Genomic DNA, 21,368 nt, shown 5'->3' with positions numbered 1-21,368 from the left:
TTCGTCACGGTCAGCGGATGACCTTCTGGATCACCTCGATCAGGCGGCCCGGATCAAAGGGCTTGACCAGCCAGCCCGTGGCACCGGCCGCGCGGCCGGCCTGCTTCATCTGGTCGCTGGACTCGGTGGTCAGGATCAGGATGGGGGTGGTCTTGAATTTGGGGTGCTCGCGCAGTTTGCGCGTCAGTCCCAGGCCGTCCAGGCGCGGCATGTTCTGGTCGGTCAGCACCAGGTCGATGGCATGAGTCTGGGCTTTTTCAAAGGCGTCCTGCCCGTCCACGGCTTCCACGACGTGAAAACCCGCTCCGGTCAGCGTGAAGGACACCATTTTGCGCATGGAAGCCGAATCGTCGACGGCGAGAATGGATTGCATGGAGTACTCCGTAGTTCGTACCAATATCGGCAAAGAGGGGCTGGGCTTGAGCGTCAGAAAAGTTCGACGGATCCGGCGTCCATTTCCCCTTGGGTCACGGGGCTGGGGCGATCGGGCATGGGGTCATTGGCAAGAGGAATCTCGTCTTCCTCGGGTTCCATGGCTTCCTCGGCCAGTCGCCAGGCGCAACCCTGCAGCACTTTGCCGGTGTGGACAATCAACTGGGTGGCCATGTCGTGGAACTGCAACTCGGTGACGGCCTGGTGCAACGCCTGGCGGATGCTGTCGATGTCGCCGTCTTGGCTGTTGGACAGGTGGGCCAGTGCCTGGTTGGCGGTGGAAAACCTCTCCAGCAGGTTGGCGGTGGCGTGGTCCAGCAGGCCTTCCAGTCGCTGAAGGTCGGTCATGGCCATCAGCAGCGAGTCCTGTAGATCGGCCACCACGTTCACTGGCAGAGGAACCGTCGGGGGTGTCTGTGTCAGTGTTAGGTGTTCCATTTGAAGTCCTGAATGACGGTGAAGGGCCACACTGGCTGATCGGGTATTACAATTTTCTCGAACCGGTTTGTTGTGTATCGGCCGAATACGCGGCAAATTCAGCGTCTTTTTCTGCAGGCGGCTGCGCGCAGTGGCGGTGACCTGTGACGAGCGTGACAAATCCAACACCATGCCATCAGCGCCTCACGCCCCCGACATCGCCGCCAAACCCACCCGTATCCTGCATCTGGAAGACTCGCGGGTCGACCACACGCTGGTGAAGTTCGCGTTGCAGCGCGCCCAGCTGCCGTCCGAGCTGGACCTGGTCGATACCCTGGAAGATTTCCAGCGGCACCTGTCCGAGCAGGTCTATGACCTGGTGCTGGCCGACTACCACTTGCCCGGTTTCACCGGTCTGGATGCCTGGCAGACCATGCGAACCCAGGGGCATGACCTGCCATTCGTCATCCTCTCGGGGGCGATCGGTGAGGAGGCCGCGGTGGAGGCCTTGCACCAGGGCGTGAGCGACTACCTGCTCAAGGACAACATGGCACGCCTGGCGCATGTGATCCGGCGTGCCCTGGAGGTCAGTGCCGCGCGGCGGGCGAAGGCCAGGGCCGATGCCGCGCTGGCCGAGTCGCGCCATCGGCTGGCCGAGCTGGCCGAGCACCTGCAGGTGTCGATCGAGCACGAGCGGGCCGACATTGCGCGGGAGATTCACGACGACATCGGTGGGGCGCTGGCGGCCGTTAAGCTGGACCTGGCGTGGCTCTCGCGGCGGACGCTGGACGAGGACATGCGCCAGCACCTGGACACCGCCCTGGAGATGCTCCAGCACGCGCTGGGTGCCAGCCAGCGCATCATGATGAACCTGCGCCCGCCCATCCTGGACCAGGGCCTGGTGGCCGCGGTGCAGTGGCTGGGGGCCAGCTTCGAGCGCCGCACCGGTATCCGGGTGGCGGTCCGGGCGTCATCCGAGCGCATCGAGGTGCCCCGGGAGGTGCAGCTGGTGGCCTACCGGACCGCCCAGGAGGCACTGACCAATGTGGCCAAGCACGCCAGCGAGGCCAGCGCGGTCGACATTGATCTGAGCGACCGTGAGGGCGTGCTGACCCTGGAGGTGTCCGACAACGGCCCGGGCATGAGCGCCGAGGCGCGCCGCAAGGCCAAGTCGTTTGGGTTGCTGGGCCTGTCCGAACGGGCGTCCAAGGTCGATGGCTGGCTCGACGTCAGTTCCTCGTCCGCTGGCACGTCCATCATCCTGTCGGTGCCGCTCGAAGGTGGCGCCGGGACCCATTCCGATCCCGAGGAGAACCATTCATGATCCGCGTGATCCTGTGCGACGACCATGCCGTGGTGCGTCGCGGCATCCGAGACACGATTTCCGAGGCGGTGGACATCCGCGTGGTCGGTGAAGCCGGCAGCTACCCGGAGTTGCGCGAGCAATTGCGCAAGAACGAGTGTGACGTGCTGGTGCTGGACCTGAACATGCCCGGCCGTGGCGGGTTGGAGGTGTTGCAGGCCCTGCGTGAGGAGGGCTCGCCGGTCAAGACGCTGGTCGTCTCGATGTACCCGGAGGACCAGTACGCCATCCGCTGCCTGCGCGCCGGTGCCCGCGGTTACCTCAACAAGGCGGGGGAGCCGGCCGAGCTGATCGCCGCGATCCGCACGGTGTTCCAGGGGCGCAAATATGTGACACCCGAGGTGGCGGAGATGCTGGTGGACAGCCTCAACGCCCCCGAGGACCAGGCACTGCATGCCAGCCTGTCCGAGCGGGAGTTGCAGACCTTGCAGAAGATCGCCTCGGGCAAGAAGCTGTCGGACATTGCCGATGAACTGATGCTCAGCCCCAAGACGGTGAGCGTCTACCGGGCGCGGGTGCTGGAGAAGCTGCACCTGGCCAACAACGCCGAGCTGACCGTCTACGCCATTCGCAACAACCTGGTCTGAAGTTGCGACAACGGTTCACCCACCGGTGAACAGGTCGGTGGCCACCTTCAGCAGGGAGACCACCGGTGCTTCCAGCATGGGCACGGTGAAGGCAATGCCCAGCAGACCCGCCGACAGGGTCAGCGGAAAGCCGATGGCAAAGACGCTGATCTGGGGCGCGACGCGGGAGATGACGCCCAGCACCAGGTTGATGAACAGCAGCATGCCGATCATGGGCAAGGCAATCCACAGGCCATAGTGGAAGACCACCGCGCCCAGCTCGTGCAGGCGCAGCCGAGCCACCGATTCCATGGCGCTGCCGTCCACCGGAAATGCCTCGAAGCTGGCGGCCACCGCCTGCAAGACCATGAGGTGTCCGTTGATGACCACGAACAGCAGCATGGTCAGGTTGCCGAAATAGCGGCCCACGGCGCTGGTCTGCGAGTTGGTGGACGGATCGAAGAAGCCGGCAAAGTTCAGACCCATCTGGAGGCCGATGATCTCGCCGGCCAGCTCCACCGCTGAGAACACGATGCGAACGGCCAGGCCGATGGCCACCCCCACCACGATCTGTTGCATCACCACCAGAAAAGCGCGGCTGTCGTTCAGGGCGATCACGTCCTGCGGCGGCAGCACCGCCTGGGCGCAGATGGCGATCAGGAAGGCCAGGCCCACGCGGGTGCGCATGGGCACCGAGCGGGCCGAAAAAATAGGCGCACTGGAGAACACGGCCAGCACCCGCAGAAATGGCCAGAAGATCGGCGAGATCCAGGCCATGAGCTGGGCCTCGGAAAAGGTGATCATGGGGTGATCGTGGCCAGACCCGGGATGACGCGCGTCAGACGGCGTACTGAGGGATCGAGAGGATGGTGGAGCGGATGAACTCCACCATGGTGGTCAGCATCCATGGCCCCGCGATGGCAAACACCGCGATGGCCGCGATCAGTTTGGGCACGAAGGACAGCGTGGCTTCGTGGATCTGGGTGATGGCCTGGAACAGGCTGACCACCAGGCCGACGGCGAGCACGACACCCAGCACCGGGGCGGCCACGGTCAGGATCAGGAACAGGGCGTTCTGGCCCATCGTCAGGGCGGCTTGCGGGTCCATGGGAGTCCTAGGTGTTGAAAGAGGCCGCGAGCGAGCCGAGCAGGATGTTCCAGCCATCGGCGAGCACAAACAGCATCAGCTTGAAGGGCAGGGCTACCAGCACGGGCGACAGCATCATCATGCCCAGCGACATCAGCACGCTGGCGACCACCATGTCGATGACCAGGAAGGGGATGAAGATCATGAAGCCGATCTGGAAGGCGGTCTTCAGTTCGCTGGTCACAAAGGCAGGCACCAGCACGCGAAACGGCGCGTTGTCGGCCTTGACGTCGGCCGGCAGCTGGGCCAGGCGGGCAAACAGTTCGAAGTCGGACTGGCGGGTCTGGCGCAGCATGAACTCGCGCATGGGGGCCTGGCCGCGCTCCAGCGCCTGGTCAAAGCTGATCTGGTTTTGCGTGTACGGCGCGTAGGCCTCGTTGTAGACCTTGTCGAGGGTCGGGCCCATGACGAACAGGGTCAGGAACAGCGAGAGACCCACAATCACCTGGTTGGGCGGTGCGGTCTGGGTGCCCAGTGCCTGGCGCAGCAGCGACAGCACGATGACGATGCGGGTGAAACCGGTCATCATCAGCAGCACGGCCGGCAGGAAGGACAGGGCCGTGAAGACCAGCAGCGTCTGGATGGGCACCGAATAGCTGGTGCCACCAGCACCCTGTCCGATCACCAGCGGGACGCCAGGTCCGGCGGCGGGTGCGGCGGCCACCTGGGCCATGGCCGGTTCGGCCAGCAGCAGGGAGGCCAGGGCGCCGGTGATGGCCAGCGCGGTGGTCATGGCGCGGTTCATGCGCGCTCCTTCGGACTGGCAAGCGCCGCCAGCTGCTCGGCAAAACCCGGGCCAGACGATGCCGGTCCGGCGGTATCGCCGGAGGGAAGGGTGGTGACCGTGGTGATGCTGCCGGGCGCGACACCCAGCACCATGTGCACCTGACCCGGACCTTCGCCAATGCGGACACTGACCAGCCGGTGCTGCGGCCCGAGCGACAGGCCTCCGGTCACCTGCATGGGCACTCCGGTCTGGCCCAGGCGACCGGGCAGGTGTCGCTTGTAGCGCTGGAGCATCCAGGCCACCAGCATCATCAGGACCAGCAGGCCGATGGCGGGCAGGGCATTCTGAAACATGGGTGGTGTCCCGTCAGGTCCGGCTGAGGCGGCGCATGCGTTCGGATGGGGTCACGATGTCGGTCAGGCGGATGCCGAACTTCTCGTTGACCACCACCACCTCGCCCTGGGCGATCAGGTAGCCGTTGATCAGCACGTCCATGGGTTCGCCGGCCAGCGCATCGAGTTCGACGATCGAGCCCTGCGCCAGCTGCAGGATGTACTTGATCGGCACGCGGGTGCGTCCCAGTTCCACCGACAGCTGGACCGGGATGTCCATCACCATGTTGATGTCGCCGGCCATGGCGGCGGCACTGCCACCGCCCGACCCTCCGCCGGGGATCGGTGAGGCGGGCGTGCTGACCGCGTCGAAGGCCGGTGCGCCGTCGGCGCCCTTGGCTTCGGACTGGGCCTGCTCTTCCAGGGCCTGAGCCCAATCGTCCATCATGCTTGCTTCGTCTTCAGTTGACATAGCTGTCTCCCAACCAGTGCATTTCGGTTCCGCGCAGACCACGCTCTACGCGCAGTGCGTACTTGCCGTTGTGGGTGCCGTACTGGCACTCGAAAATGGGGACTCCGTCGACATGCGCCTTGATCAGGGGCTGTCGGTCGAGTTCGATGAAGTCGCCGATCTGCATGGCCAGCAGCTGCTCGACGGTGATGTCCGTCTCTGCCAGCTCGGCCACCATGGTCACCTCGGCCGCCTGGATCTCATGGCTGAGCAGCTTGACCCAGCGGCGGTCGACCTCGATGGCATCGCCCTGCACGCTGGAATAGAGCACGTCGCGAATTGGCTCCAGCGTGGCGTAGGGAATGCAGATGTGCAGCGACCCGGTGATGTCGCCGATCTCCAGCGTGAAGCTGGTGGACACAACGATTTCGCTGGGCGTGGCGATGGTGGCGAACTGCGGCTGCATTTCCGAACGCTGGTAGGACAGCTCGATCGGATACACGCCCTTCCAGGCCTTCTTGTACTCCTCGCTGACCACGTCCACCAGGCGGTTGATCACGCGCTGTTCCGTGGCCGAGAAATCACGACCCTCGATGCGGGTGTGGAATTTGCCGTTGCCGCCGAACAGGCTGTCGATCACGCCGAACAGCAGGGTGGGTTCGCACACCACCAGACCGTTACCTCGCAAGGGCCGGATGGCCATGATGTTGAAGTTGGTGGGTACCACCAGGTCGCGCAGGAAGGCGCTGTACTTCTGCACCTGGACGGCGCCGACAGAGATTTCCGGGCTGCGCCGGATCATGTTGAACAGGCCCAGCCGCAGGTTGCGAGAGAAGCGCTCGTTGACGATCTCCATCGTCGGCATGCGTCCGCGGACGATGCGTTCCTGGCTGGAGAGGTTGTAGTCGCGGATGCCACCAGTTGGTGTTTCCTCCTTCTGGAGCTTCTGGCTTTCGCCAGTGACGCCTTCCAGAAGGGCATCCACCTCTTCCTGGGAAAGAAAGGAGTCGGCCATGACTTTCTTCGCCTGTGAGGTTTCGGTTTACTGCACCAGGAAGCCCGAGAACAGCACGTCCTGGACCGGGTTGGGGGGCGCGCGGCGACGCTTTTTGGCCGGCTTCTTGCCGCTGTCGTCATCCGCCTCGTCGATCTCGTAGCCCATCTCTTCGGAAATGGCCGCGATGATGTCGGCAACCAGCGCCTGCTTGCCATTGACCGACAGCAACTCCTCGGCGGTGCGCTGCGAGATCAGGATGAGGAGGCTGTTGCGGATGGAGGGCATCCGCGACTTGACGGCCGTGGCGGTTTCCTCGTCCTGCAGCTTGAGGGTGATGCCCAGCTGGGCAAAGCGGTTGCCGCCGGGGTCGGCCAGGTTGACCACCATGCTGTCCAGGGGCAGGTAGGTCGGGGGCTTCTTGGGGTCCACCTTCTGGATGGCCGCCACCGGCTCTTCCTCCAGCTCCTCGTCGTCCTCTGCGGCGTTCTTCTTCAGCAGGATGAAGGCCGCTGCTGCACCGGCCAGGGCCAGAACGAGCACGCCAATGATGATGAAGAGCAGCTTCTTGCTCTTCTTGGGCTTTTCACCGCCTTCCTCGGCGGTCTTGGGAGCGGGTGCGGACATGTTTTCCTCCAGAACCGGCCCCGTCCGGAGGACGGGCCGCAGCGGGCCGACGGGCCCGGGTCATGGAGGTCATTATTCGGCGGCGGTGCGTGGGCCTTAGGCCTGAAAAGCGCCGGTTTTCCCGGCTATTCGGCGTTCATGCACCGCGTTCGATCGTGCTTTCAGACAAACAGGTCCAGCGGTCGTCCGGGGTCGGCGAGTGGCCTCAGGCCCTGCGATCCAGACACAGACGTGTCCGTCGCCTCGCCGCCGCGTCGCAGCGGGGATGTCCGGCCCAGCTCCACGGTAGACGGGTTGCCCGGTTTTCCCTGTGGGTTGCCGGAACCCTGGCGACCACCCACCGAGACATCAATCAGGGACAGACCTTCCTGCTCCAGTCGACCGGAGAGCTCACGGCCACCGTCCTGCGAGAGTTGCTGGCGGGCGTTCTCGTCGTCGGTGCGGAACTCCACGTTCACCGAATCGCCGGCCAGCTGGAGTTGCACCTCGATCGATTCGCCAGACTCACCCGCGATGCTCAGCCGGGCCTGCTGCAGCTGCCCCGCGTGCCAGTGCTCGGCGGCCTCATCATCCAGCGCGGCCTGGGCGTCGGCGAAATGCTCCATGTCAGGGTCGCTTGCGTCGGACTTGCCGAGATCCGTCGGCCCCGATTCGCCCGGCATGGGCTGTCCTGGCTCGCCAAATTGGCCGGATCCCTGGGCTTGTGCGCCCCCGATCAGACCCGAGGTTCCCAGGCTGTCCAGATCACCCACCGACAAGGGGCTGGCGTCCTGGGACGACAGGCGCGCATCCAGTTGCACGGTGCTGCGCATGGGCAGGCCCCCGCTCCAGGTCATGGCTTCGCCCGATCGGCTGGCAAGGGTGACCGCGGCTTGGGCGCTCATCTCGGTCATGGCCCGGGTGGCGATGTGCGACGTGGCGGCATGGGCGCCGGCCGGCAGGCGGATCGTCTTGGTGGAGAGCATGTCCTGACGCTGCATCGACAGGCCTGGCGCTGGCCGGTTGGTGGCTGGTGGCTCTGCCGGCCTCAGGTCCGACGGGAGTGTCAGGCCATCCGGCAGCTCGCTGTCGGTGGTGGCCTGCATGCCCAGTTCGGCGATATCGATGTTGCCCGTGCTGTTGGCTCCTGGTTCCGGGCCGGAGATGCCTGCCCGATCCAGTCGGCGCTCCAGCGGATAGCGGGATGCCAGCATGGCTTGCACCGGGTCTGTGTCGGTCTGGCCCAGCCCGGTCGGGGCGAAAGCGGACGGTGTCACGGCGCCGGCGGATAACAAGGCAAGCTGCGGGTCCTCGGTAGGCACGCCGTCGGCCTGCAGTAGGTCGTCCTCCCCCGGTCCTGTCCCGGCATCAGGCGCCAAGGCTGCTCCGTCGCCCAGCATCATCAGCAGCATGGCGAACACGTCACCCTTGGGGGCCTGGCTGGCCCCTGCCTTGCCTGCCTTGTCACCTGAGGCGCCCGAAGACTTGCTGCTGGCGTGCGTGCCCGACGAGGCGCTCTGGCCTGTGCCGGACGAAACGGCTGTGGTGCTCATGGGCGTACTCCTTCGTTCTGCCGACGCAACTGCAGCAGATAGACATTGCGGGCCATTTCGTCCATGCTCTTCTGATCCTGTCGCTGCTGTCGCTGGTCGATTTCGTGCTGCTTGCGCTCGTGGTATTTGCGCAGACCGGCCAGGTCACGCTCGGCCTCGTGCAGCTGGGCCTGGGACTTGTCGATCTGTTCCTGTCGGCTGCTCAGCACGCTGCGCTGGAAGTCCATGGCATGTTCGATCTTGAACATGAACTGACGGTGGTGGTGCAGGAGGTTGGCATCCACGCCCTGCAGGCTGCGCGCGTGCCAGCGCTCCTGGGCCTCACGCGCGTAGTTGCTCAGCTGGTCCATCTGGTCCTGGGCCTGCTGCATCTCGCGCTGCAACTGGGCCAGCTGGGCCAGCGCGTTGTCTCGTCGCTGCAGGGCCAGCTCAACCACTTTTTCGATGGTGCGGATCTGGTTCATGCTCATGCGACACCTCCTTCACGGGCGGTCTGCTGGGGGCGAGCCTGTCGCCCCGGGTTGGGTCGGCGGCCGCGCTCGTCCTGCAAGGCCTGGTTCATCTGTTGCAGGCTCTGCTCATAGCTGGCGCTCTCGTGCATCCCTTGTTGCAGGAAGGCCTGCAGCGCAGGATACAGGCTGATGGCGCGATCGGTCTCCGGGTCGCTGCCGGCCACATAGGCCCCCAGCTGAATGAGGTCGCGCGTCTTCTGGTAGCGCGACCAATTGGCCCGGAAGTGCCGCGCCATTTCCAGATGCTCGGGGCTGGTGACGTTGTGCATCACGCGGGAAGCGGAGGCTTCGATGTCGATGGCGGGGTAGTGACCCGACTCGGCCAGCGAGCGGGAGAGCACGATGTGACCATCCAGAATGGCGCGGGCTGCATCAGCAATCGGGTCCTGCTGGTCGTCGCCTTCGGACAGCACGGTGTAGAAGGCGGTGATGGAGCCGTGGCCATTCAATCCGTTGCCGCTGCGCTCCACCAGCTGCGGCAGTTTGGCAAAGCAAGAGGGCGGGTAGCCTTTGGTGGCCGGGGGCTCGCCAATGGCCAGGGCGATCTCGCGCTGGGCCATGGCATAGCGGGTGAGCGAATCCATGAGCAGCAGTACATCCAGGCCATCGTCTCGGAAGCGCTCGGCAATCGCCGTGGCGTAGGCGGCGCCCTGCATGCGCAGCAGCGGTGGTGCGTCCGCCGGCGCCGCCACCACCACCGACCGCTTGCGTCCTTCTTCGCCCAGGATGTCCTCGATGAATTCCTTGACTTCCCGGCCGCGCTCGCCAATCAGTCCCACCACGATGACATCGGCTTTGGTGTAGCGGGCCATCATGCCCAGCAGCACACTCTTGCCCACGCCGGAGCCGGCAAACAGACCCAGACGCTGCCCCCGGCCGACCGTCAGCAGGCTGTTGATGGCGCGCACACCCGTGTCCAGCGGTTCCCGAACCGGGTCACGGTCCATCGCGTTCAGGGGCGCACGTTCCAGCGGCGCGATATCGACGTTGGCAATCGGTCCCTGGTGGTCCAGCGGGTTGCCGTGGGAATCGACCACCCGGCCCAGCAGACCGGCGCCCAGCGGCAGGCGCAGCACACCCCGGTCTCCGGGCATGGGCGGCTTGTTCACCTGACCCACCTTGGGAATGGGCCGGTACGGCGCCAGAGGCGTGACGCTGGCGCCGCTGGCCAGGCCATGGGTGTCCCCGGCCGGCATCAGGTAGGCCTTGTCGCCCGAGAAGCCGACCACCTCGGCCAGTACCGGTTCCTTGGGGCCGTTGGAAATCAGGCACTGCGATCCCACCGGCACTTTCAGGCCGACGGCTTCGAGCACCAGCCCCGCCAGACGGGTGAGCGTGCCGCTGACTTCCAGCGGCGTGTGCACCGTGGCGCAAACGCGCAGGTCATCCATGAAGCGTTCCCAGCGCGCGTCCTGAACGTCAGACATCGACATTCTCCGGATGCCAGGGCGTCTCCAGACCCAGGTTGCCCACGGCGCGCGTCCAGCGCTTCTCGATGGTGGCGTCCACGGTGGTGCTGGGCGATTCCACCACGCAGCCCCCGGGGCTGATGGACACGTCGCCCACCAGTTCCACCTTGTGCTGGCCCAGGGTCTCCTCAATGGAGCCTTGCAGCAGCACCAGATCATCGGGGTTCAGGCGCACCGTGGCCGGCAAGCCATCGTCCACCAGCTGGGCCAGGGCCTCGCTGATCACCGGCTTGAGGTGGGCGGTGGGGGTCTGTAATTCCTGCCGCAGCACCTGGCGGGCCAGGTCGCAGGCCAGTTCCAGGATCTGGCGGGAGATCTGTTCCTCGCTGCGTTGCAGCTGCTCACGCATACCGTGCATCAGCTGGGCCATGCGCATGCCGGTTTCCTCGGCCATCTTGCGGATGGTGGCCTCCAGCGCCTGGCGCATTTCCTGGGCGCCAGCGTCATGGCCGTGGGCGAAACCGTCGTTGTAGGCCTGCTGGCGCACTTCCTCCAGCCTGGCCTCATCGATCAGGTTCTCGGGCTCGGCCGGGACGGCGTCGATCTCGGGTGAAGGCAGGTCATCGCTGCCATCGACCGACGAAAAATGCCAGGCGGACACTCCCTCGATTTCCTCTCGCGGAATGAAGCGCGAATGGGTCTTCGGCTTAGATGAAGGCTTCATCGTCACCACCACCGATCACGATCTGGCCCTCGTCGGCCAGACGACGCACCACCTTGAGAATCTCCTTCTGCTGGGTCTCGATTTCCGACAGGCGCACCGGACCACGGGATTCCAGATCCTCGCGCAGCGCCTCGGCGGCGCGCGAGGACATGTTGTTGAGAATGAGATCCTTGAGCTCGTTGGACACCCCTTTGAGCGCAATGACCAGCACATCCGAGGAGACTTCCTTGAGCACCATCTGCACCGACTTGCCGTCGAGCTTGGTCAGATCCTCGAAGGTGAACATCTTGTCCATGATCTTCTGGGCCAGATCCGGATCGAACTCCCGAATCGATTCGAGCACCGAGCTCTCCACCTGGCTGCCCATCATGTTGATGATCTCGGCCGCCGTCTTCACGCCACCCATCGAGGTCTTGCGGATCTTGTCGCCGCCGGCCAGCACCTTGTAGAGAACCTCGTTGAGGTCTTTGAGCGCGGTCGGCTGGATGCCTTCCAGCGTGGCGATGCGCAGCACCACGTCGTTGCGCAGCCGGTCATTGAAGTTCTTGAGCACGCCAGCCGTCTGGTCGAACTCCAGATGCACGAGGATGGCCGCGATGATCTGCGGATGCTCGTTGCGCAGCAGTTCGGCGATGGACAAGGGGTCCATCCACTTCAGGCTCTCGATGCCGGAGACGTCGCCGCCCTGCAGGATGCGGTCAATCAGCAGGGCGGCCTTGTCATCGCCCAGCGCGCGCTTGAGCACTGCGCGAACATAGTTGTCGGTGTCTGACACCAGCAGCTTCTGGGAGGCTGCGGCTTCGGTGAACTTGTGCATCACCTCGCCCACGCGCTCGGTGGATACCGCGCGTGTGCGGGCTATGGTTTCGCCCAGCTTCTGCACCTCCTTGGGTGACAGATGCTTGAACACCTCGGCGGCCTCGGCTTCGCCCAGGGACATCAGAAAGATGGCGGCATCCTGAAGGCCTTGTTCTTCCATGGTGTGCTTCCTCCGTTCAGCGGGCGGCCGTCAGGCCGGCGCCTCGCCGTTGACCCAGGTCTTGACGATGTTGGCCACGGCGGCCGGGTTCTCCAGCGCGAGGCGGCGGGCCTCGGTCAGGCGTACCTCCTCCGGGCTCATGACATCGGTGCCGGTGCCAGACGGCATGGGCAGTCCTGGCCGCTCCGGCGCTTCGTTGATCAAGGCATTGAGTTGCTGGGGCTGGGGTTTGTCCAGCGCCGGGGCTGGCGAAGTCATCAGCTTGACCCCAGGGCGGATCAGACCCATGAGCACCAGCAGACCCGCGCCCACCATGGCCAGTGGCCAGGCCAGACTGCGGCCCATCTCCAGCACATCGGGCTGCTGCCACCACGGCGTCGGCTCGGCGTCGTCTTTCTTGGGCGCCGTGAAGGGGGCGTTGACCACGTTGACAGAGTCGCCGCGGGTCTGGTTGAACCCGATGGTCTCGCGCACCAGCGCCGTCATCTGCTCGATCTGCTCGGCCGGAATCGGGGCGGCCACTTCCTTGCCTGACTTGTCCTGCGTGCTGCGGTGGTTGACCACGACGGCGGCGCTCAGGCGGCGGATCTGCCCGACCGATTCGCGCACCACGCGCACCGTCTTGTCCACCTCGTAGTTGATGACCGACTCGCGGCGCATGTTGCCGGGCTTGTCGCTACCGGGCGCGTTCACGCCGGTTTGCTGGGCCTGCCCGTTGATGGGCGCCTGACCGGTGGCGGGCGGCTGGTTGGTTACCGCACCGGGCACACCTGCGGGTTGTGCCGTGGGTGGGGTGCCGTCCTCCACCATCTGCTGGCTGCGGATGGTGCCCGGTTCGCCACCCTGATTGGGGCGGTGCTGTTCACTGGTGGACTCGGCCAACGAGAAGTCCACATCGGCGCTGACCTGGGCCTTGACGTTGCCCGCACCCACCAGCGGCTCGATCATGTCGAGGATGCGGCGGGTGTACAGGGCCTCGATCTGCTGCACATACTGCAGCTTCTGCAGGTCCACACCGCTGCTCTGGCTGTCGGGGTTGGTCGACAGCAGGTTGCCGGCATCGTCAATCACGCTGACGGCCTTGGGGTTCATCTCCGGCACGCTGGAGGACACCAGGTGCACGATGCCCGCCACCTGCGCCTTGTCCAGTGTGCGGCCGGGGTGCAGGGTCAGCAGGATGGAGGCCGACGGTTTCTGCTGTTCGCGAAAGAAGCCGTTCTGGTTGGGCAGGGCCAGGTGCACCCGGGCCGACTGCACCGACGACAGCGACTGGATCGAGCGGGTCAGTTCCCCTTCCAGGCCGCGCTGGAAGGTCAGTCGCTCCTGGAACTGCGTCATGCCGAAGCGGTTGCTCTCCATCAGCTCGAAGCCGGTGACCGACCCCTTGGGCAGGCCTTGCGAGGCCAGGCGAAGGCGCACATCGTGCACGCGGTCGGCCGGCACCATGATGGCGCCGCCGCCCTCGGCGTGCTTGTAGGGCACGTTCATCTGCGTCAGCTGGGCGACGATGGCGCCGCCGTCCTTGTCACTGAGGCTGGTGTAGAGAATGCGCCAGTCGGGCTGGCGGCCCATGAAAAAGACGGACAGGGCAATGGCCAGCAGGGCCAGCACACCCAGACCCAGGCGGATCTTCTGGGTCTTGTCCAGGCGCGCCAGACCGGCACCCAGCGCATTGCGCGGGGCGGCGGGTTGCAGTTCCATGTCGGCGACGGCGTTGCTCATGGCGAGGGGCTCAGGTGCATTGGACAGGGCGGACTTCGCCCTCCTTGCAACCGATTATTCGGGGGCAGCCCCCCCGACATAGCCATGAAAAGCCCCCTCTTTGGCCCCTTATTTCACCGGCAGCGTGGCCATGCCACGCCTAGCATCGGGGGGACATCACTTTGGTGTGAAAGGATTTCCCATGGACCTGCGCATTTCATCCCTCAACAGCCAGGCCCTGCAGAAGGCGGGGCAGACCCAGTTCAAGCGGCCGGCCACCGGTGCGGCTCAAGGGGTCGGCTCGGGTTTTGCCGACAACTTCAAAACTGCCCTGAAATCGGTCAGTTCCGCCCAGAATGAAGCCTCGCGTCTGCAGACCGAGGTCCAGATGGGTAACCCGAAAGTCAGCCTGGAAGAAACCATGCTGGCCATGCAGAAGGCCCAGATCGGCTTCCAGGCCACCTTGCACGTGCGCAACCGCATGGTGCAGGCCTATACCGACATCATGAACATGTCGGTGTAACCACTTTTCTCCTCAGTGCATCGACTGGCCCTGGCGGTCCAGCAGCTGTTCCAGGTCATTGAGCCAGGGCTCGGCCAGGCAGCGGATCTCGGCATCGGTCTTGAGGATGCGCTGCATGATGCGGTTCTTCTCCTTGCGCTCCTCAAGGTCCAGCTCGTCGGTGCGTGAGCGGTGGCGCAGTTGGGCAATCAGCACGGCACAGGCACCTTCGAGTTTGACCACCTGGTCCCAGTCTTCGGCCTGGGCAGCTTCCAGCATCTTCAGGCTGGCGTTCTCGATGGCCCGGTAGTAGTCGAGCAGGGTGTGCGGCGCAGCCATGGTCAGGCTCCCAGGGCGGTAGCGGTGCGTGCGGTGGCAGCTTCGGCGCTCTTGATGCTTTTCCATGATTGTGCAATCGGTTCGATGAGTTGTCGGACTTCGTCCAGGGCGGCCACGTCGTTGCGCAGGTTGGCATATGTCAGGCGCACCACGCTGTAGCTATACAGGCCGTGCAGGTTGGCCGCGATCTCGCCACCCTCGGCCAGGTTAAGCCCCGCTTTCAGGCCTTCTTCCAGGATGCGCACGGCCTTGCCGATGGCCTCGCCTTTAGCGGCAATGTCCTGGCGCTCCAGCGCGCCCTGGGCGGTGTTGATGTTGCGCAGCAGCGCGTCAAACAGCAGACCCACCAGATCGTGCGGCGAGGCTGCATCCACGCTGGTGACCGCGGCAATGCGGCGATAGGCGGCGGCGGCTCTGGCGTTGACGGAGGTGAACATGGTGTCGATTCCTTGATCCTGATGCCTTTCTGTATCGGCACCCGCCGGGCCGACTGAAGCCTTTGACGCAGCGAATTGCAAGGATTTATTGGGCTTCATTTGGATAGCGACATGACACGGTTGAAGGGCGCGAAAAAAAGGCCTGTCGACTGAACCATGGGGTGTTGTCGCAGGCCTTGATAGGACCAAAGTCCTGAGGAAACAGGTTCAATTGAACAAATCAGCCACTGCTTTTGTTCCACAAGGTGATCTGCTGCGCAACGAAGGCGTTCAGGGAATTCAGTTGCCCCACCGAGGCGTCCATGGCGTTGTACTGGGCCAGGTAGCGCGCTTCAGCGCGCGTGGCTCGGTCATTGACCCGCTCCTGCTCCTTGTCGTTGCGTTTGAGCGCACTTTGCAACGAGCCAGTTCTTGTCGTCAAGCTGCCGTTCGCACTGACCAGTCCATCGGTGAACGCCTTGACCTTCAGGCCAAATCCCTGGTCGGTGCTGCCGCTGCCCCCACCGGCGGCGGTGAACAGGTTCTGCAGACCCTCCAGGTTCTTCATGGCGTCACTCAGCTTGGCGCTGTCAATCGTCAGTTTGCCGTCTTTCTGGGCTTGGATGCCTACGTCCAGCAAGCGGCTGAAGGGGCTGCTGGCGGTCACGGACCGCATCATGCCGCGCAAGGCATTTTGCAGACCCACCACCGTGCTGTCGCCTTGGAGCGTGCCTGCCACCTTGGTGGCCGCATCGTATTTGGTGGTGGTGTTGATCAGCTCATTGATGCTGTTGTAGGCATTGACGAAGGCCTCAATGTTCTTCTTGATGGCCGCCTCGTCGGTGCTGACCTTGATTTCCACGGGAGCCGTGGTTTCCTTGGTCAAGGTCAGCGTCATGCCGGGCAGATTGTCCGACAGGGTATTGCTGGCAGAACTGACCGCCACATTGTTGATGGTGGCCAGCGCGTTGATACCCGCCTGGCTCAGGCTCATGCCGGTGGCGGTGCCAGGGTCGTAAGCCAGACGGGAGAGCCCATTGGCATCGTTGGGGGTGCCGTCGTCGTCGGTCACCTGAATGCGAAAACCGCTGGTCTCGCCCGTGTCGTTGGAACGGATCAGCAGGCGCTCGCCCGTGCTGTCGCGCAGCACCGTGGCGCTGACGCCCGCCTCGGCATCGTTGATCTTGGCGGCAATATCGCTCAGGGTGTCGTCGGCCGCCACGGTCACGTTGACGGCGGCCGCACTTCCTGGCGCAAAAGTGCCGCTGGCCCAGCTCCCGATCTGGATGCTCAGTGTGCCACTGCCCATCGAGCTGTCCTTGGCGATGGCGGTGGACGCCGTGGACTGGGCTTTGGCCAGGCGTTGCACCTCGACGGAAAGGCTGGTGCGTGCGGCGGTGCCGCTGGCACTGACGGCAACTGCACTGCTGTCCGACGACGTGGCGGTGACGCCACTCCAACTGCTGGCCTTTGAAAGCTTGTCTGCGGCGTCACCCAAGGCCGTGGCCATGGACTTCAGGCTGCCGTAGACAGACACCTTGTTCTGCAGTGAGGTGGCCTGTGTCTGCAGGGCTTGCAGCGGGGCACGCTCCAGCGCCACCAGTTGGGACACGATGCTTTTGACATCGATGCCGCTGGCGATACCCGGGGAAGTGATGGTGGCCATGGCAAATAACTTTCAGCTGGATAGACACAAGGCACGACCACGTGGGTAGCCGCCATGCCTTGTGTGCATCCGCCGCAGTCGGGCGGATGGGCAGCCTGCCTGGTCAGACAGGCTGCCAGAGGCGGTCAGCGCAGCAGGCTGAGCACGCCCTGGGGCAGCTGGTTGGCCTGGGCCACCATCGCGGTACCCGCCTGCTGCAGGATCTGGGCGCGCGAGAGGTTGGCGGTTTCCTTGGCAAAGTCGGCGTCGACGATGCGACCGCGGGCTGCGGAGAGGTTCTCCGAACTGGTCTGCAGGTTCTGAATCACCGATCCGAAACGGTTCTGGATGGCACCCATGTCGGCTCGGGCCGAGTTGATCGTGGTCAGGGCCGCTTCCATGATCCCAATAGCACGCTGAGCACCAACAAAGTCTTCAATATCTACGTCGCTCACGTACACCTGAGTAGCAGCAGAGGCATCTGAAGTCGGTGCTGCTGCTGTATCTGAATAAGTAGTCGCACCTACTGTTCCAGCACTGACTACCAAATCTTTGTCTGCGATGAGAGATTCGAGCGTCACATCATCGCCACTCACACTGGCGTACACACCAGACTCACCACTCTTTGCGTTGATAGCTTGTGCAAGTGCTGCTGCTTGAGCATCAGCGTCTGCGGCAACTGCAACATCGTCTATCACAACGCCGTTGATGGTAAGGCCGGTAATGGCGGCTGCATTGTCGGTGGTCATTACTTCGTCTCCAGCGAAGTAGGACCCGCCGAGTTGGGCAGTCTGCGCATTCGTGACTGCATCGACGGTGATGAGCTGTCCTGCGTTGGCGCCGACCTGGAAGGCCTTGCCAGTAAAAGAGCCGTCCAGCAGCTTGGTGCCGTTGAACTCGGTCTGCGTGGCCACGCGCTGGATTTCGGCCTGCAGCTGGGACACTTCCTTTTGCAGGGCTTCGCGGTCGGTGGCCGAGTTGGTGGCGTTGGACGACTGCACGGCCAGTTCGCGGATGCGCTGTAGGTTGTTGCCGATCTCGGCCATGGCGCCTTCGGCCGTCTGGGCCAGCGAGATGCCATCGTTGGCATTGCGGATGGCCACATTCAGGCCCTTGACCTGCGAGTTCATGCGCTCGGAAATGGCCAGGCCGGCGGCGTCGTCCTTGGCGCTGTTGACGCGAAGGCCCGAGGACAGGCGCTGCATGGACGTGGCCAGCGAGCCGGTGGACGCAGACAGGTTGCGCTGCGCATTGATGGACATCACGTTGGTGTTGATGGTCGACATGACTGACTCCTAAATTCGGCTTGGTGGTTTTCTAGCGCGAGACTTCAGCGCGCCTTAGCGCAGCAGGCTCAACACGCCTTGGGGCAGCTGATTGGCCTGGGCCACCATGGCGGTGCCGGCCTGCTGCAGGATCTGGGCCCGCGAGAGGTTGGCCGTTTCCTTGGCGAAGTCGGCGTCGACGATGCGACCGCGGGCTGCAGAGAGGTTCTCCGAGCTGGTCTGCAGGTTCTGGATGACCGAGCCGAAACGGTTCTGGATGGCACCCATGTCGGCGCGGGCAGAGTTGATCGTGGTCAGAGCCGAGTCCATGATGCCGATGGCCTGCTGAGCGCCTGCGAAGGTTGAAATATCAACACTGCTAACGAAAACTTCATCGCCGGCTGCTAACGCAACGGCAGTGTCTGCGCCGCTGAGTGTTGTTGTAAGAGTGTCGCCCACTTCACCTGATATCAGCGACTGAATAGTGACTTCACCGGTTGTTTCGTCTAGTGATGCAATGACGCCAGCCTCTCCAGATTTGGCATTAATTGCACTCACAAGTGCAGCGCCGACAGTGTTCTGACCGCGAAGCTCAGCTGCGGCTGCATCTCCAGTGCCGGTGCCAGCGGTCTCTGCTGCAATGCTTATTGCATCGAACGAGACCAATTCACCATTACTTGGGTTGGTAATGGTAAATGCCGAAATGTTGACTGCGCCGAAATCAAAAGCTCCGTCTGTGTTTGTGTCAGATGTGGTTACCGTTGCTGTGAAGGTGCGTTCAGCAAAAAGGCTACCACCCAAACTGTCTGTCTGCGCATTGGTGACGGCATCGACGGTGATGAGCTGGCCAGCGTTGGCACCGACCTGGAAGGCCTTGCCGGTGAAGGAGCCGTCCAGCAGCTTGGTGCCGTTGAACTCGGTCTGCGTGGCCACGCGCTGGATTTCAGCCTGCAACTGCGAGACTTCCTTTTGCAGGGCTTCGCGGTCGGTGGCCGAGTTGGTGGCGTTGGACGACTGCACGGCCAGTTCGCGGATGCGCTGCAGGTTGTTGCCGATCTCGGCCATGGCGCCTTCGGCCGTCTGGGCCAGCGAGATGCCATCGTTGGCGTTGCGGATGGCCACGTTCAGGCCCTTGACCTGCGAGTTCATGCGCTCGGAAATGGCCAGGCCAGCGGCATCGTCCTTGGCGCTGTTGACGCGAAGGCCTGAGGACAAGCGCTGCATGGACGTGGCCAGAGAGCCGGTGGACGCAGACAGGTTGCGCTGCGCGTTGATGGACATCACGTTGGTGTTGATGGTCGACATGACTGACTCCTAAATTCGGGTGTATGGCGATATGGCGCGTGGCTTCAGCCTGGATCAGCGCAGCAGGCTCAACACGCCTTGGGGCAGCTGATTGGCCTGGGCCACCATGGCGGTGCCGGCCTGCTGCAGGATCTGGGCCCGCGAGAGGTTGGCCGTTTCCTTGGCGAAGTCGGCGTCGACGATGCGACCGCGGGCTGCAGAGAGGTTCTCCGAGCTGGTCTGCAGGTTCTGGATGACCGAGCCGAAACGGTTCTGGATGGCACCCATGTCGGCTCGGGCCGAGTTGATCGTGGTCAGGGCGGAGTCCATCAGGGCTATGGCCCGTTGGGCGCCCAGAAAGTCGGAAATATCTACGTCCTCAACCACAGTTGCGGTAGTCGGAGCGCTTGCAGTTAGGGTGGCAGTGCCGTTCGTCGCTGTAGCCGTAGTTGTTATCGCCGTAGTCCGGTTTGCGATACCGCTCAGCGTGATTCCAGCTGGGCCGCTTGCCTCTGCGTACACACCCAATTGAGCTGCCTGCTCGTTAATTGCACTGACTAGAGTTTCCTGCATAGCAGTCAACATTGCAGCACTCTGGCCAGCTCCCGCGGCTTCCACAGTGAAACTACCGATGTTGACTCCATTGATAGTCACATCTTCAAGTTCAAGGTCTGCAGTCGGATCCGTAACTGCGAGAGCGATGCTTCCATCAGCAAAGAGCGTAGACCCGAGGTTGTCTGTTTGCGCATTGGTGACTGCATCAACAGTGATGAGCTGACCGGCGTTAGCACCGACTTGGAAGGCCTTGCCGGTGAAGCTACCGTCCAGCAGCTTGGTGCCGTTGAATTCTGTCTGCGTGGCCACGCGCTGGATTTCAGCCTGCAGCTGGGCCACTTCCTTTTGCAGGGCTTCTCTGTCACTGGTGTCGTTGGTGGCGTTGGACGACTGCACGGCCAGTTCGCGGATGCGTTGCAGGTTGTTGCCGATCTCGGCCATGGCGCCTTCGGCTGTCTGGGCCAGCGAGATGCCGTCATTGGCGTTGCGGATGGCCACGTTCAGGCCCTTGACCTGAGAGTTCATGCGCTCGGAGATGGCCAGGCCGGCGGCGTCGTCCTTGGCGCTGTTGACGCGCAGACCCGAAGACAGGCGCTGCATGGACGTGGCCAGTGAGCCGGTGGACGCAGACAGGTTGCGCTGCGCGTTGATGGACATCACGTTGGTGTTGATGGTGCTCATGTGTAACTCCTAACGGTGGAAAGGTGCTCCGGCATTGCTGCCGATCTCAACGTTACTGACATCACTGCCAGCGACCATGACCGGGTTCAGTGAAGCTGCCTGCCGGACGACGAACCTTGATAGAAGTTCGTTGAAGTCTTTTTCGGAGGCACGTCCTGATTCTTGAGCGTCTGCGCTGGGGACTGCACCCAAAAAAGCAGTGCGATGACCTTTCATTTCGCGCCTTTGCGGCGCCTGTTTTTCGCAAGGGCATAGGGCTATCGGCGTGGGGTTAGGAAACCTTTAGGGACAAGTGGGCTGGCGGCATCAAAACACCGTCATCTGGCACGTCGGCGCGCCGTTCTGCGGCATGCACACTACATCCACACTGCTTGAATGACCGTTCGTCGGATTTGTCAGATGGCGTGTGACATCTGTACGTGCAGGCGGTGTCCTTGATCGTCATCATGGGTAGGTGGTTCATCCGGACGACCCTGGAGGACTCATTCAGGGGCTGCGCCGGCGTTCAGGACTGCCGCCTCGGCCTGCAGGCCGATCCCCTCATCCGATGTGAACCTTGGTTGTAGGAATAAGGATGACAAGGCCTCAGACGAAGCCTGACCCTTCAAACAGACATCCGCCGATTAAAGATTTTTTTCCCCGGCGGAATCAATAATCAAGTGCAACACCCAACCGGTAAGGTACCGCGATGGGCAAGCACTACGAACAACTCACGGCTGAAGAACGAGCGGCGATCATGATGATGAAGGCGGACAACTGCTCGGCGCG

At 63.5% G+C, this 21,368-nt stretch carries 24 protein-coding genes; 3 read left to right on the top strand and 21 right to left on the bottom strand.

All coding sequences use genetic code 11. The features are described from left to right. Positions 1-10 precede the first annotated feature (10 nt). Together ACFQNJ_RS18115 and ACFQNJ_RS18110 are read right to left on the bottom strand one after the other, a co-directional pair. A complete protein-coding gene (locus ACFQNJ_RS18115; protein ID WP_382260055.1) occupies positions 11-373 on the bottom strand; it encodes a response regulator in 363 nt (120 codons plus the stop codon). Positions 374-426: 53 nt separating this feature from the next. After that, the gene (locus ACFQNJ_RS18110; protein ID WP_382260053.1) at positions 427-870 is read right to left on the bottom strand and encodes a hypothetical protein; all 444 of its coding nucleotides are present in this window, start codon (positions 868-870) and stop codon (positions 427-429) included. A gap of 169 nt (positions 871-1,039) precedes the next feature. Between ACFQNJ_RS18110 and ACFQNJ_RS18105 the strand changes: the two genes are divergently transcribed. Then, a complete protein-coding gene (locus tag ACFQNJ_RS18105; protein WP_382260051.1) occupies positions 1,040-2,173 on the top strand; it encodes an ATP-binding response regulator in 1,134 nt (377 codons plus the stop codon). Then, positions 2,170-2,799: a response regulator gene (locus ACFQNJ_RS18100; RefSeq protein WP_374642388.1), complete on the top strand. Its 630-nt coding sequence runs from the start codon at positions 2,170-2,172 to the stop codon at positions 2,797-2,799. The genes ACFQNJ_RS18105 and ACFQNJ_RS18100 overlap by 4 nt, the downstream gene beginning before the upstream one ends. A gap of 15 nt (positions 2,800-2,814) precedes the next feature. Here the strand turns inward: ACFQNJ_RS18100 and fliR are convergent, their stop codons facing one another. From fliR to fliF, 13 genes are all read right to left on the bottom strand, one after another. Beyond that, positions 2,815-3,582: a flagellar biosynthetic protein FliR gene (gene fliR / locus ACFQNJ_RS18095; protein ID WP_382260048.1), complete on the bottom strand. Its 768-nt coding sequence runs from the start codon at positions 3,580-3,582 to the stop codon at positions 2,815-2,817. A gap of 34 nt (positions 3,583-3,616) precedes the next feature. Further along, positions 3,617-3,886, bottom strand: coding sequence for a flagellar biosynthesis protein FliQ (gene fliQ, locus ACFQNJ_RS18090; RefSeq protein WP_374642394.1), 270 nt, complete (start codon positions 3,884-3,886; stop codon positions 3,617-3,619). Positions 3,887-3,893: 7 nt separating this feature from the next. Further along, the gene (gene fliP, locus ACFQNJ_RS18085; protein ID WP_382260046.1) at positions 3,894-4,670 is read right to left on the bottom strand and encodes a flagellar type III secretion system pore protein FliP; all 777 of its coding nucleotides are present in this window, start codon (positions 4,668-4,670) and stop codon (positions 3,894-3,896) included. Further along, a complete protein-coding gene (locus ACFQNJ_RS18080) occupies positions 4,667-5,005 on the bottom strand; it encodes a FliO/MopB family protein (protein ID WP_382260044.1) in 339 nt (112 codons plus the stop codon). Before ACFQNJ_RS18080 ends, fliP begins: the two co-directional genes overlap by 4 nt. 13 nt (positions 5,006-5,018) lie before the next feature. Further along, on the bottom strand, positions 5,019-5,456 hold the full coding sequence (gene fliN / locus ACFQNJ_RS18075; protein ID WP_382260042.1) for a flagellar motor switch protein FliN: 438 nt from the start codon (positions 5,454-5,456) through the stop codon (positions 5,019-5,021). Next, the gene (gene fliM, locus ACFQNJ_RS18070; protein WP_374642399.1) at positions 5,446-6,450 is read right to left on the bottom strand and encodes a flagellar motor switch protein FliM; all 1,005 of its coding nucleotides are present in this window, start codon (positions 6,448-6,450) and stop codon (positions 5,446-5,448) included. Before fliM ends, fliN begins: the two co-directional genes overlap by 11 nt. A 27-nt stretch (positions 6,451-6,477) precedes the next feature. Beyond that, positions 6,478-7,056, bottom strand: coding sequence for a flagellar basal body-associated FliL family protein (locus tag ACFQNJ_RS18065; RefSeq protein ID WP_382260039.1), 579 nt, complete (start codon positions 7,054-7,056; stop codon positions 6,478-6,480). A 161-nt stretch (positions 7,057-7,217) separates the two neighbouring features. Further along, positions 7,218-8,588 carry a flagellar hook-length control protein FliK gene (gene fliK / locus ACFQNJ_RS18060; protein ID WP_382260037.1) on the bottom strand — a complete coding sequence of 457 codons (1,371 nt, stop codon included), beginning with the start codon at positions 8,586-8,588 and terminating at the stop codon, positions 7,218-7,220. After that, positions 8,585-9,058: a flagellar export protein FliJ gene (gene fliJ / locus ACFQNJ_RS18055; protein WP_382260035.1), complete on the bottom strand. Its 474-nt coding sequence runs from the start codon at positions 9,056-9,058 to the stop codon at positions 8,585-8,587. Before fliJ ends, fliK begins: the two co-directional genes overlap by 4 nt. Then, the gene (gene fliI / locus ACFQNJ_RS18050; protein ID WP_382260033.1) at positions 9,055-10,533 is read right to left on the bottom strand and encodes a flagellar protein export ATPase FliI; all 1,479 of its coding nucleotides are present in this window, start codon (positions 10,531-10,533) and stop codon (positions 9,055-9,057) included. Before fliI ends, fliJ begins: the two co-directional genes overlap by 4 nt. Then, positions 10,520-11,233 (bottom strand): FliH/SctL family protein, encoded by a 714-nt coding sequence (locus ACFQNJ_RS18045; protein WP_374642406.1) that lies wholly within the window; start codon positions 11,231-11,233, stop codon positions 10,520-10,522. Before ACFQNJ_RS18045 ends, fliI begins: the two co-directional genes overlap by 14 nt. Next, a complete protein-coding gene (gene fliG / locus ACFQNJ_RS18040) occupies positions 11,217-12,212 on the bottom strand; it encodes a flagellar motor switch protein FliG (protein WP_382260031.1) in 996 nt (331 codons plus the stop codon). Before fliG ends, ACFQNJ_RS18045 begins: the two co-directional genes overlap by 17 nt. A gap of 30 nt (positions 12,213-12,242) precedes the next feature. Beyond that, positions 12,243-13,934 (bottom strand): flagellar basal-body MS-ring/collar protein FliF, encoded by a 1,692-nt coding sequence (gene fliF, locus ACFQNJ_RS18035; RefSeq protein ID WP_382260029.1) that lies wholly within the window; start codon positions 13,932-13,934, stop codon positions 12,243-12,245. 181 nt (positions 13,935-14,115) lie between these two features. On the opposite strand from fliF, the gene fliE reads away from it, so the two are divergent. Continuing rightward, on the top strand, positions 14,116-14,436 hold the full coding sequence (gene fliE / locus ACFQNJ_RS18030) for a flagellar hook-basal body complex protein FliE (RefSeq protein ID WP_382260027.1): 321 nt from the start codon (positions 14,116-14,118) through the stop codon (positions 14,434-14,436). Between the two features lie 12 nt (positions 14,437-14,448). Here the strand turns inward: fliE and ACFQNJ_RS18025 are convergent, their stop codons facing one another. The 6 genes from ACFQNJ_RS18025 to ACFQNJ_RS18000 all read right to left on the bottom strand — a co-directional run bounded on the left by ACFQNJ_RS18025 (position 14,449) and on the right by ACFQNJ_RS18000 (position 20,600). Next, complete coding sequence (locus tag ACFQNJ_RS18025) at positions 14,449-14,754, bottom strand: flagellar protein FliT (protein ID WP_382260025.1); 306 nt, start codon at positions 14,752-14,754, stop codon at positions 14,449-14,451. 2 nt (positions 14,755-14,756) lie between these two features. Further along, positions 14,757-15,191: a flagellar export chaperone FliS gene (gene fliS / locus ACFQNJ_RS18020; RefSeq protein WP_382260023.1), complete on the bottom strand. Its 435-nt coding sequence runs from the start codon at positions 15,189-15,191 to the stop codon at positions 14,757-14,759. A 220-nt stretch (positions 15,192-15,411) separates the two neighbouring features. Beyond that, positions 15,412-16,836 carry a flagellar filament capping protein FliD gene (fliD, locus tag ACFQNJ_RS18015; protein ID WP_382260021.1) on the bottom strand — a complete coding sequence of 475 codons (1,425 nt, stop codon included), beginning with the start codon at positions 16,834-16,836 and terminating at the stop codon, positions 15,412-15,414. A gap of 125 nt (positions 16,837-16,961) precedes the next feature. Then, positions 16,962-18,101, bottom strand: coding sequence for a flagellin (locus ACFQNJ_RS18010; RefSeq protein WP_382260019.1), 1,140 nt, complete (start codon positions 18,099-18,101; stop codon positions 16,962-16,964). Between the two features lie 54 nt (positions 18,102-18,155). Continuing rightward, positions 18,156-19,385: a flagellin gene (locus ACFQNJ_RS18005; protein WP_382260017.1), complete on the bottom strand. Its 1,230-nt coding sequence runs from the start codon at positions 19,383-19,385 to the stop codon at positions 18,156-18,158. A 54-nt stretch (positions 19,386-19,439) separates the two neighbouring features. Beyond that, on the bottom strand, positions 19,440-20,600 hold the full coding sequence (locus ACFQNJ_RS18000) for a flagellin (protein ID WP_382260015.1): 1,161 nt from the start codon (positions 20,598-20,600) through the stop codon (positions 19,440-19,442). Positions 20,601-21,368 lie beyond the last annotated feature (768 nt).

This window comes from Hydrogenophaga bisanensis, assembly GCF_042665135.1.
Lineage (GTDB): Bacteria > Pseudomonadota > Gammaproteobacteria > Burkholderiales > Burkholderiaceae_C > Hydrogenophaga > Hydrogenophaga bisanensis.
This window is presented reverse-complemented; position numbering and strand designations above follow the sequence as displayed.

Excerpts from the sequence above, each read along its gene's own strand:
- ACFQNJ_RS18115 (WP_382260055.1), bottom strand. The coding sequence starts at position 373 with ATGCAATCCATTCTCGCCGTCGACGATTCGGCTTCCATGCGCAAAATG.
- ACFQNJ_RS18110 (WP_382260053.1), bottom strand. The coding sequence starts at position 870 with ATGGAACACCTAACACTGACACAGACACCCCCGACGGTTCCTCTGCCA.
- ACFQNJ_RS18105 (WP_382260051.1), top strand. The coding sequence starts at position 1,040 with ATGCCATCAGCGCCTCACGCCCCCGACATCGCCGCCAAACCCACCCGT.
- ACFQNJ_RS18100 (WP_374642388.1), top strand. The coding sequence starts at position 2,170 with ATGATCCGCGTGATCCTGTGCGACGACCATGCCGTGGTGCGTCGCGGC.
- fliR (WP_382260048.1), bottom strand. The coding sequence starts at position 3,582 with ATGATCACCTTTTCCGAGGCCCAGCTCATGGCCTGGATCTCGCCGATC.
- fliQ (WP_374642394.1), bottom strand. The coding sequence starts at position 3,886 with ATGGACCCGCAAGCCGCCCTGACGATGGGCCAGAACGCCCTGTTCCTG.
- fliP (WP_382260046.1), bottom strand. The coding sequence starts at position 4,670 with ATGAACCGCGCCATGACCACCGCGCTGGCCATCACCGGCGCCCTGGCC.
- ACFQNJ_RS18080 (WP_382260044.1), bottom strand. The coding sequence starts at position 5,005 with ATGTTTCAGAATGCCCTGCCCGCCATCGGCCTGCTGGTCCTGATGATG.
- fliN (WP_382260042.1), bottom strand. The coding sequence starts at position 5,456 with ATGTCAACTGAAGACGAAGCAAGCATGATGGACGATTGGGCTCAGGCC.
- fliM (WP_374642399.1), bottom strand. The coding sequence starts at position 6,450 with ATGGCCGACTCCTTTCTTTCCCAGGAAGAGGTGGATGCCCTTCTGGAA.
- ACFQNJ_RS18065 (WP_382260039.1), bottom strand. The coding sequence starts at position 7,056 with ATGTCCGCACCCGCTCCCAAGACCGCCGAGGAAGGCGGTGAAAAGCCC.
- fliK (WP_382260037.1), bottom strand. The coding sequence starts at position 8,588 with ATGAGCACCACAGCCGTTTCGTCCGGCACAGGCCAGAGCGCCTCGTCG.
- fliJ (WP_382260035.1), bottom strand. The coding sequence starts at position 9,058 with ATGAGCATGAACCAGATCCGCACCATCGAAAAAGTGGTTGAGCTGGCC.
- fliI (WP_382260033.1), bottom strand. The coding sequence starts at position 10,533 with ATGTCGATGTCTGACGTTCAGGACGCGCGCTGGGAACGCTTCATGGAT.
- ACFQNJ_RS18045 (WP_374642406.1), bottom strand. The coding sequence starts at position 11,233 with ATGAAGCCTTCATCTAAGCCGAAGACCCATTCGCGCTTCATTCCGCGA.
- fliG (WP_382260031.1), bottom strand. The coding sequence starts at position 12,212 with ATGGAAGAACAAGGCCTTCAGGATGCCGCCATCTTTCTGATGTCCCTG.
- fliF (WP_382260029.1), bottom strand. The coding sequence starts at position 13,934 with ATGAGCAACGCCGTCGCCGACATGGAACTGCAACCCGCCGCCCCGCGC.
- fliE (WP_382260027.1), top strand. The coding sequence starts at position 14,116 with ATGGACCTGCGCATTTCATCCCTCAACAGCCAGGCCCTGCAGAAGGCG.
- ACFQNJ_RS18025 (WP_382260025.1), bottom strand. The coding sequence starts at position 14,754 with ATGGCTGCGCCGCACACCCTGCTCGACTACTACCGGGCCATCGAGAAC.
- fliS (WP_382260023.1), bottom strand. The coding sequence starts at position 15,191 with ATGTTCACCTCCGTCAACGCCAGAGCCGCCGCCGCCTATCGCCGCATT.
- fliD (WP_382260021.1), bottom strand. The coding sequence starts at position 16,836 with ATGGCCACCATCACTTCCCCGGGTATCGCCAGCGGCATCGATGTCAAA.
- ACFQNJ_RS18010 (WP_382260019.1), bottom strand. The coding sequence starts at position 18,101 with ATGTCGACCATCAACACCAACGTGATGTCCATCAATGCGCAGCGCAAC.
- ACFQNJ_RS18005 (WP_382260017.1), bottom strand. The coding sequence starts at position 19,385 with ATGTCGACCATCAACACCAACGTGATGTCCATCAACGCGCAGCGCAAC.
- ACFQNJ_RS18000 (WP_382260015.1), bottom strand. The coding sequence starts at position 20,600 with ATGAGCACCATCAACACCAACGTGATGTCCATCAACGCGCAGCGCAAC.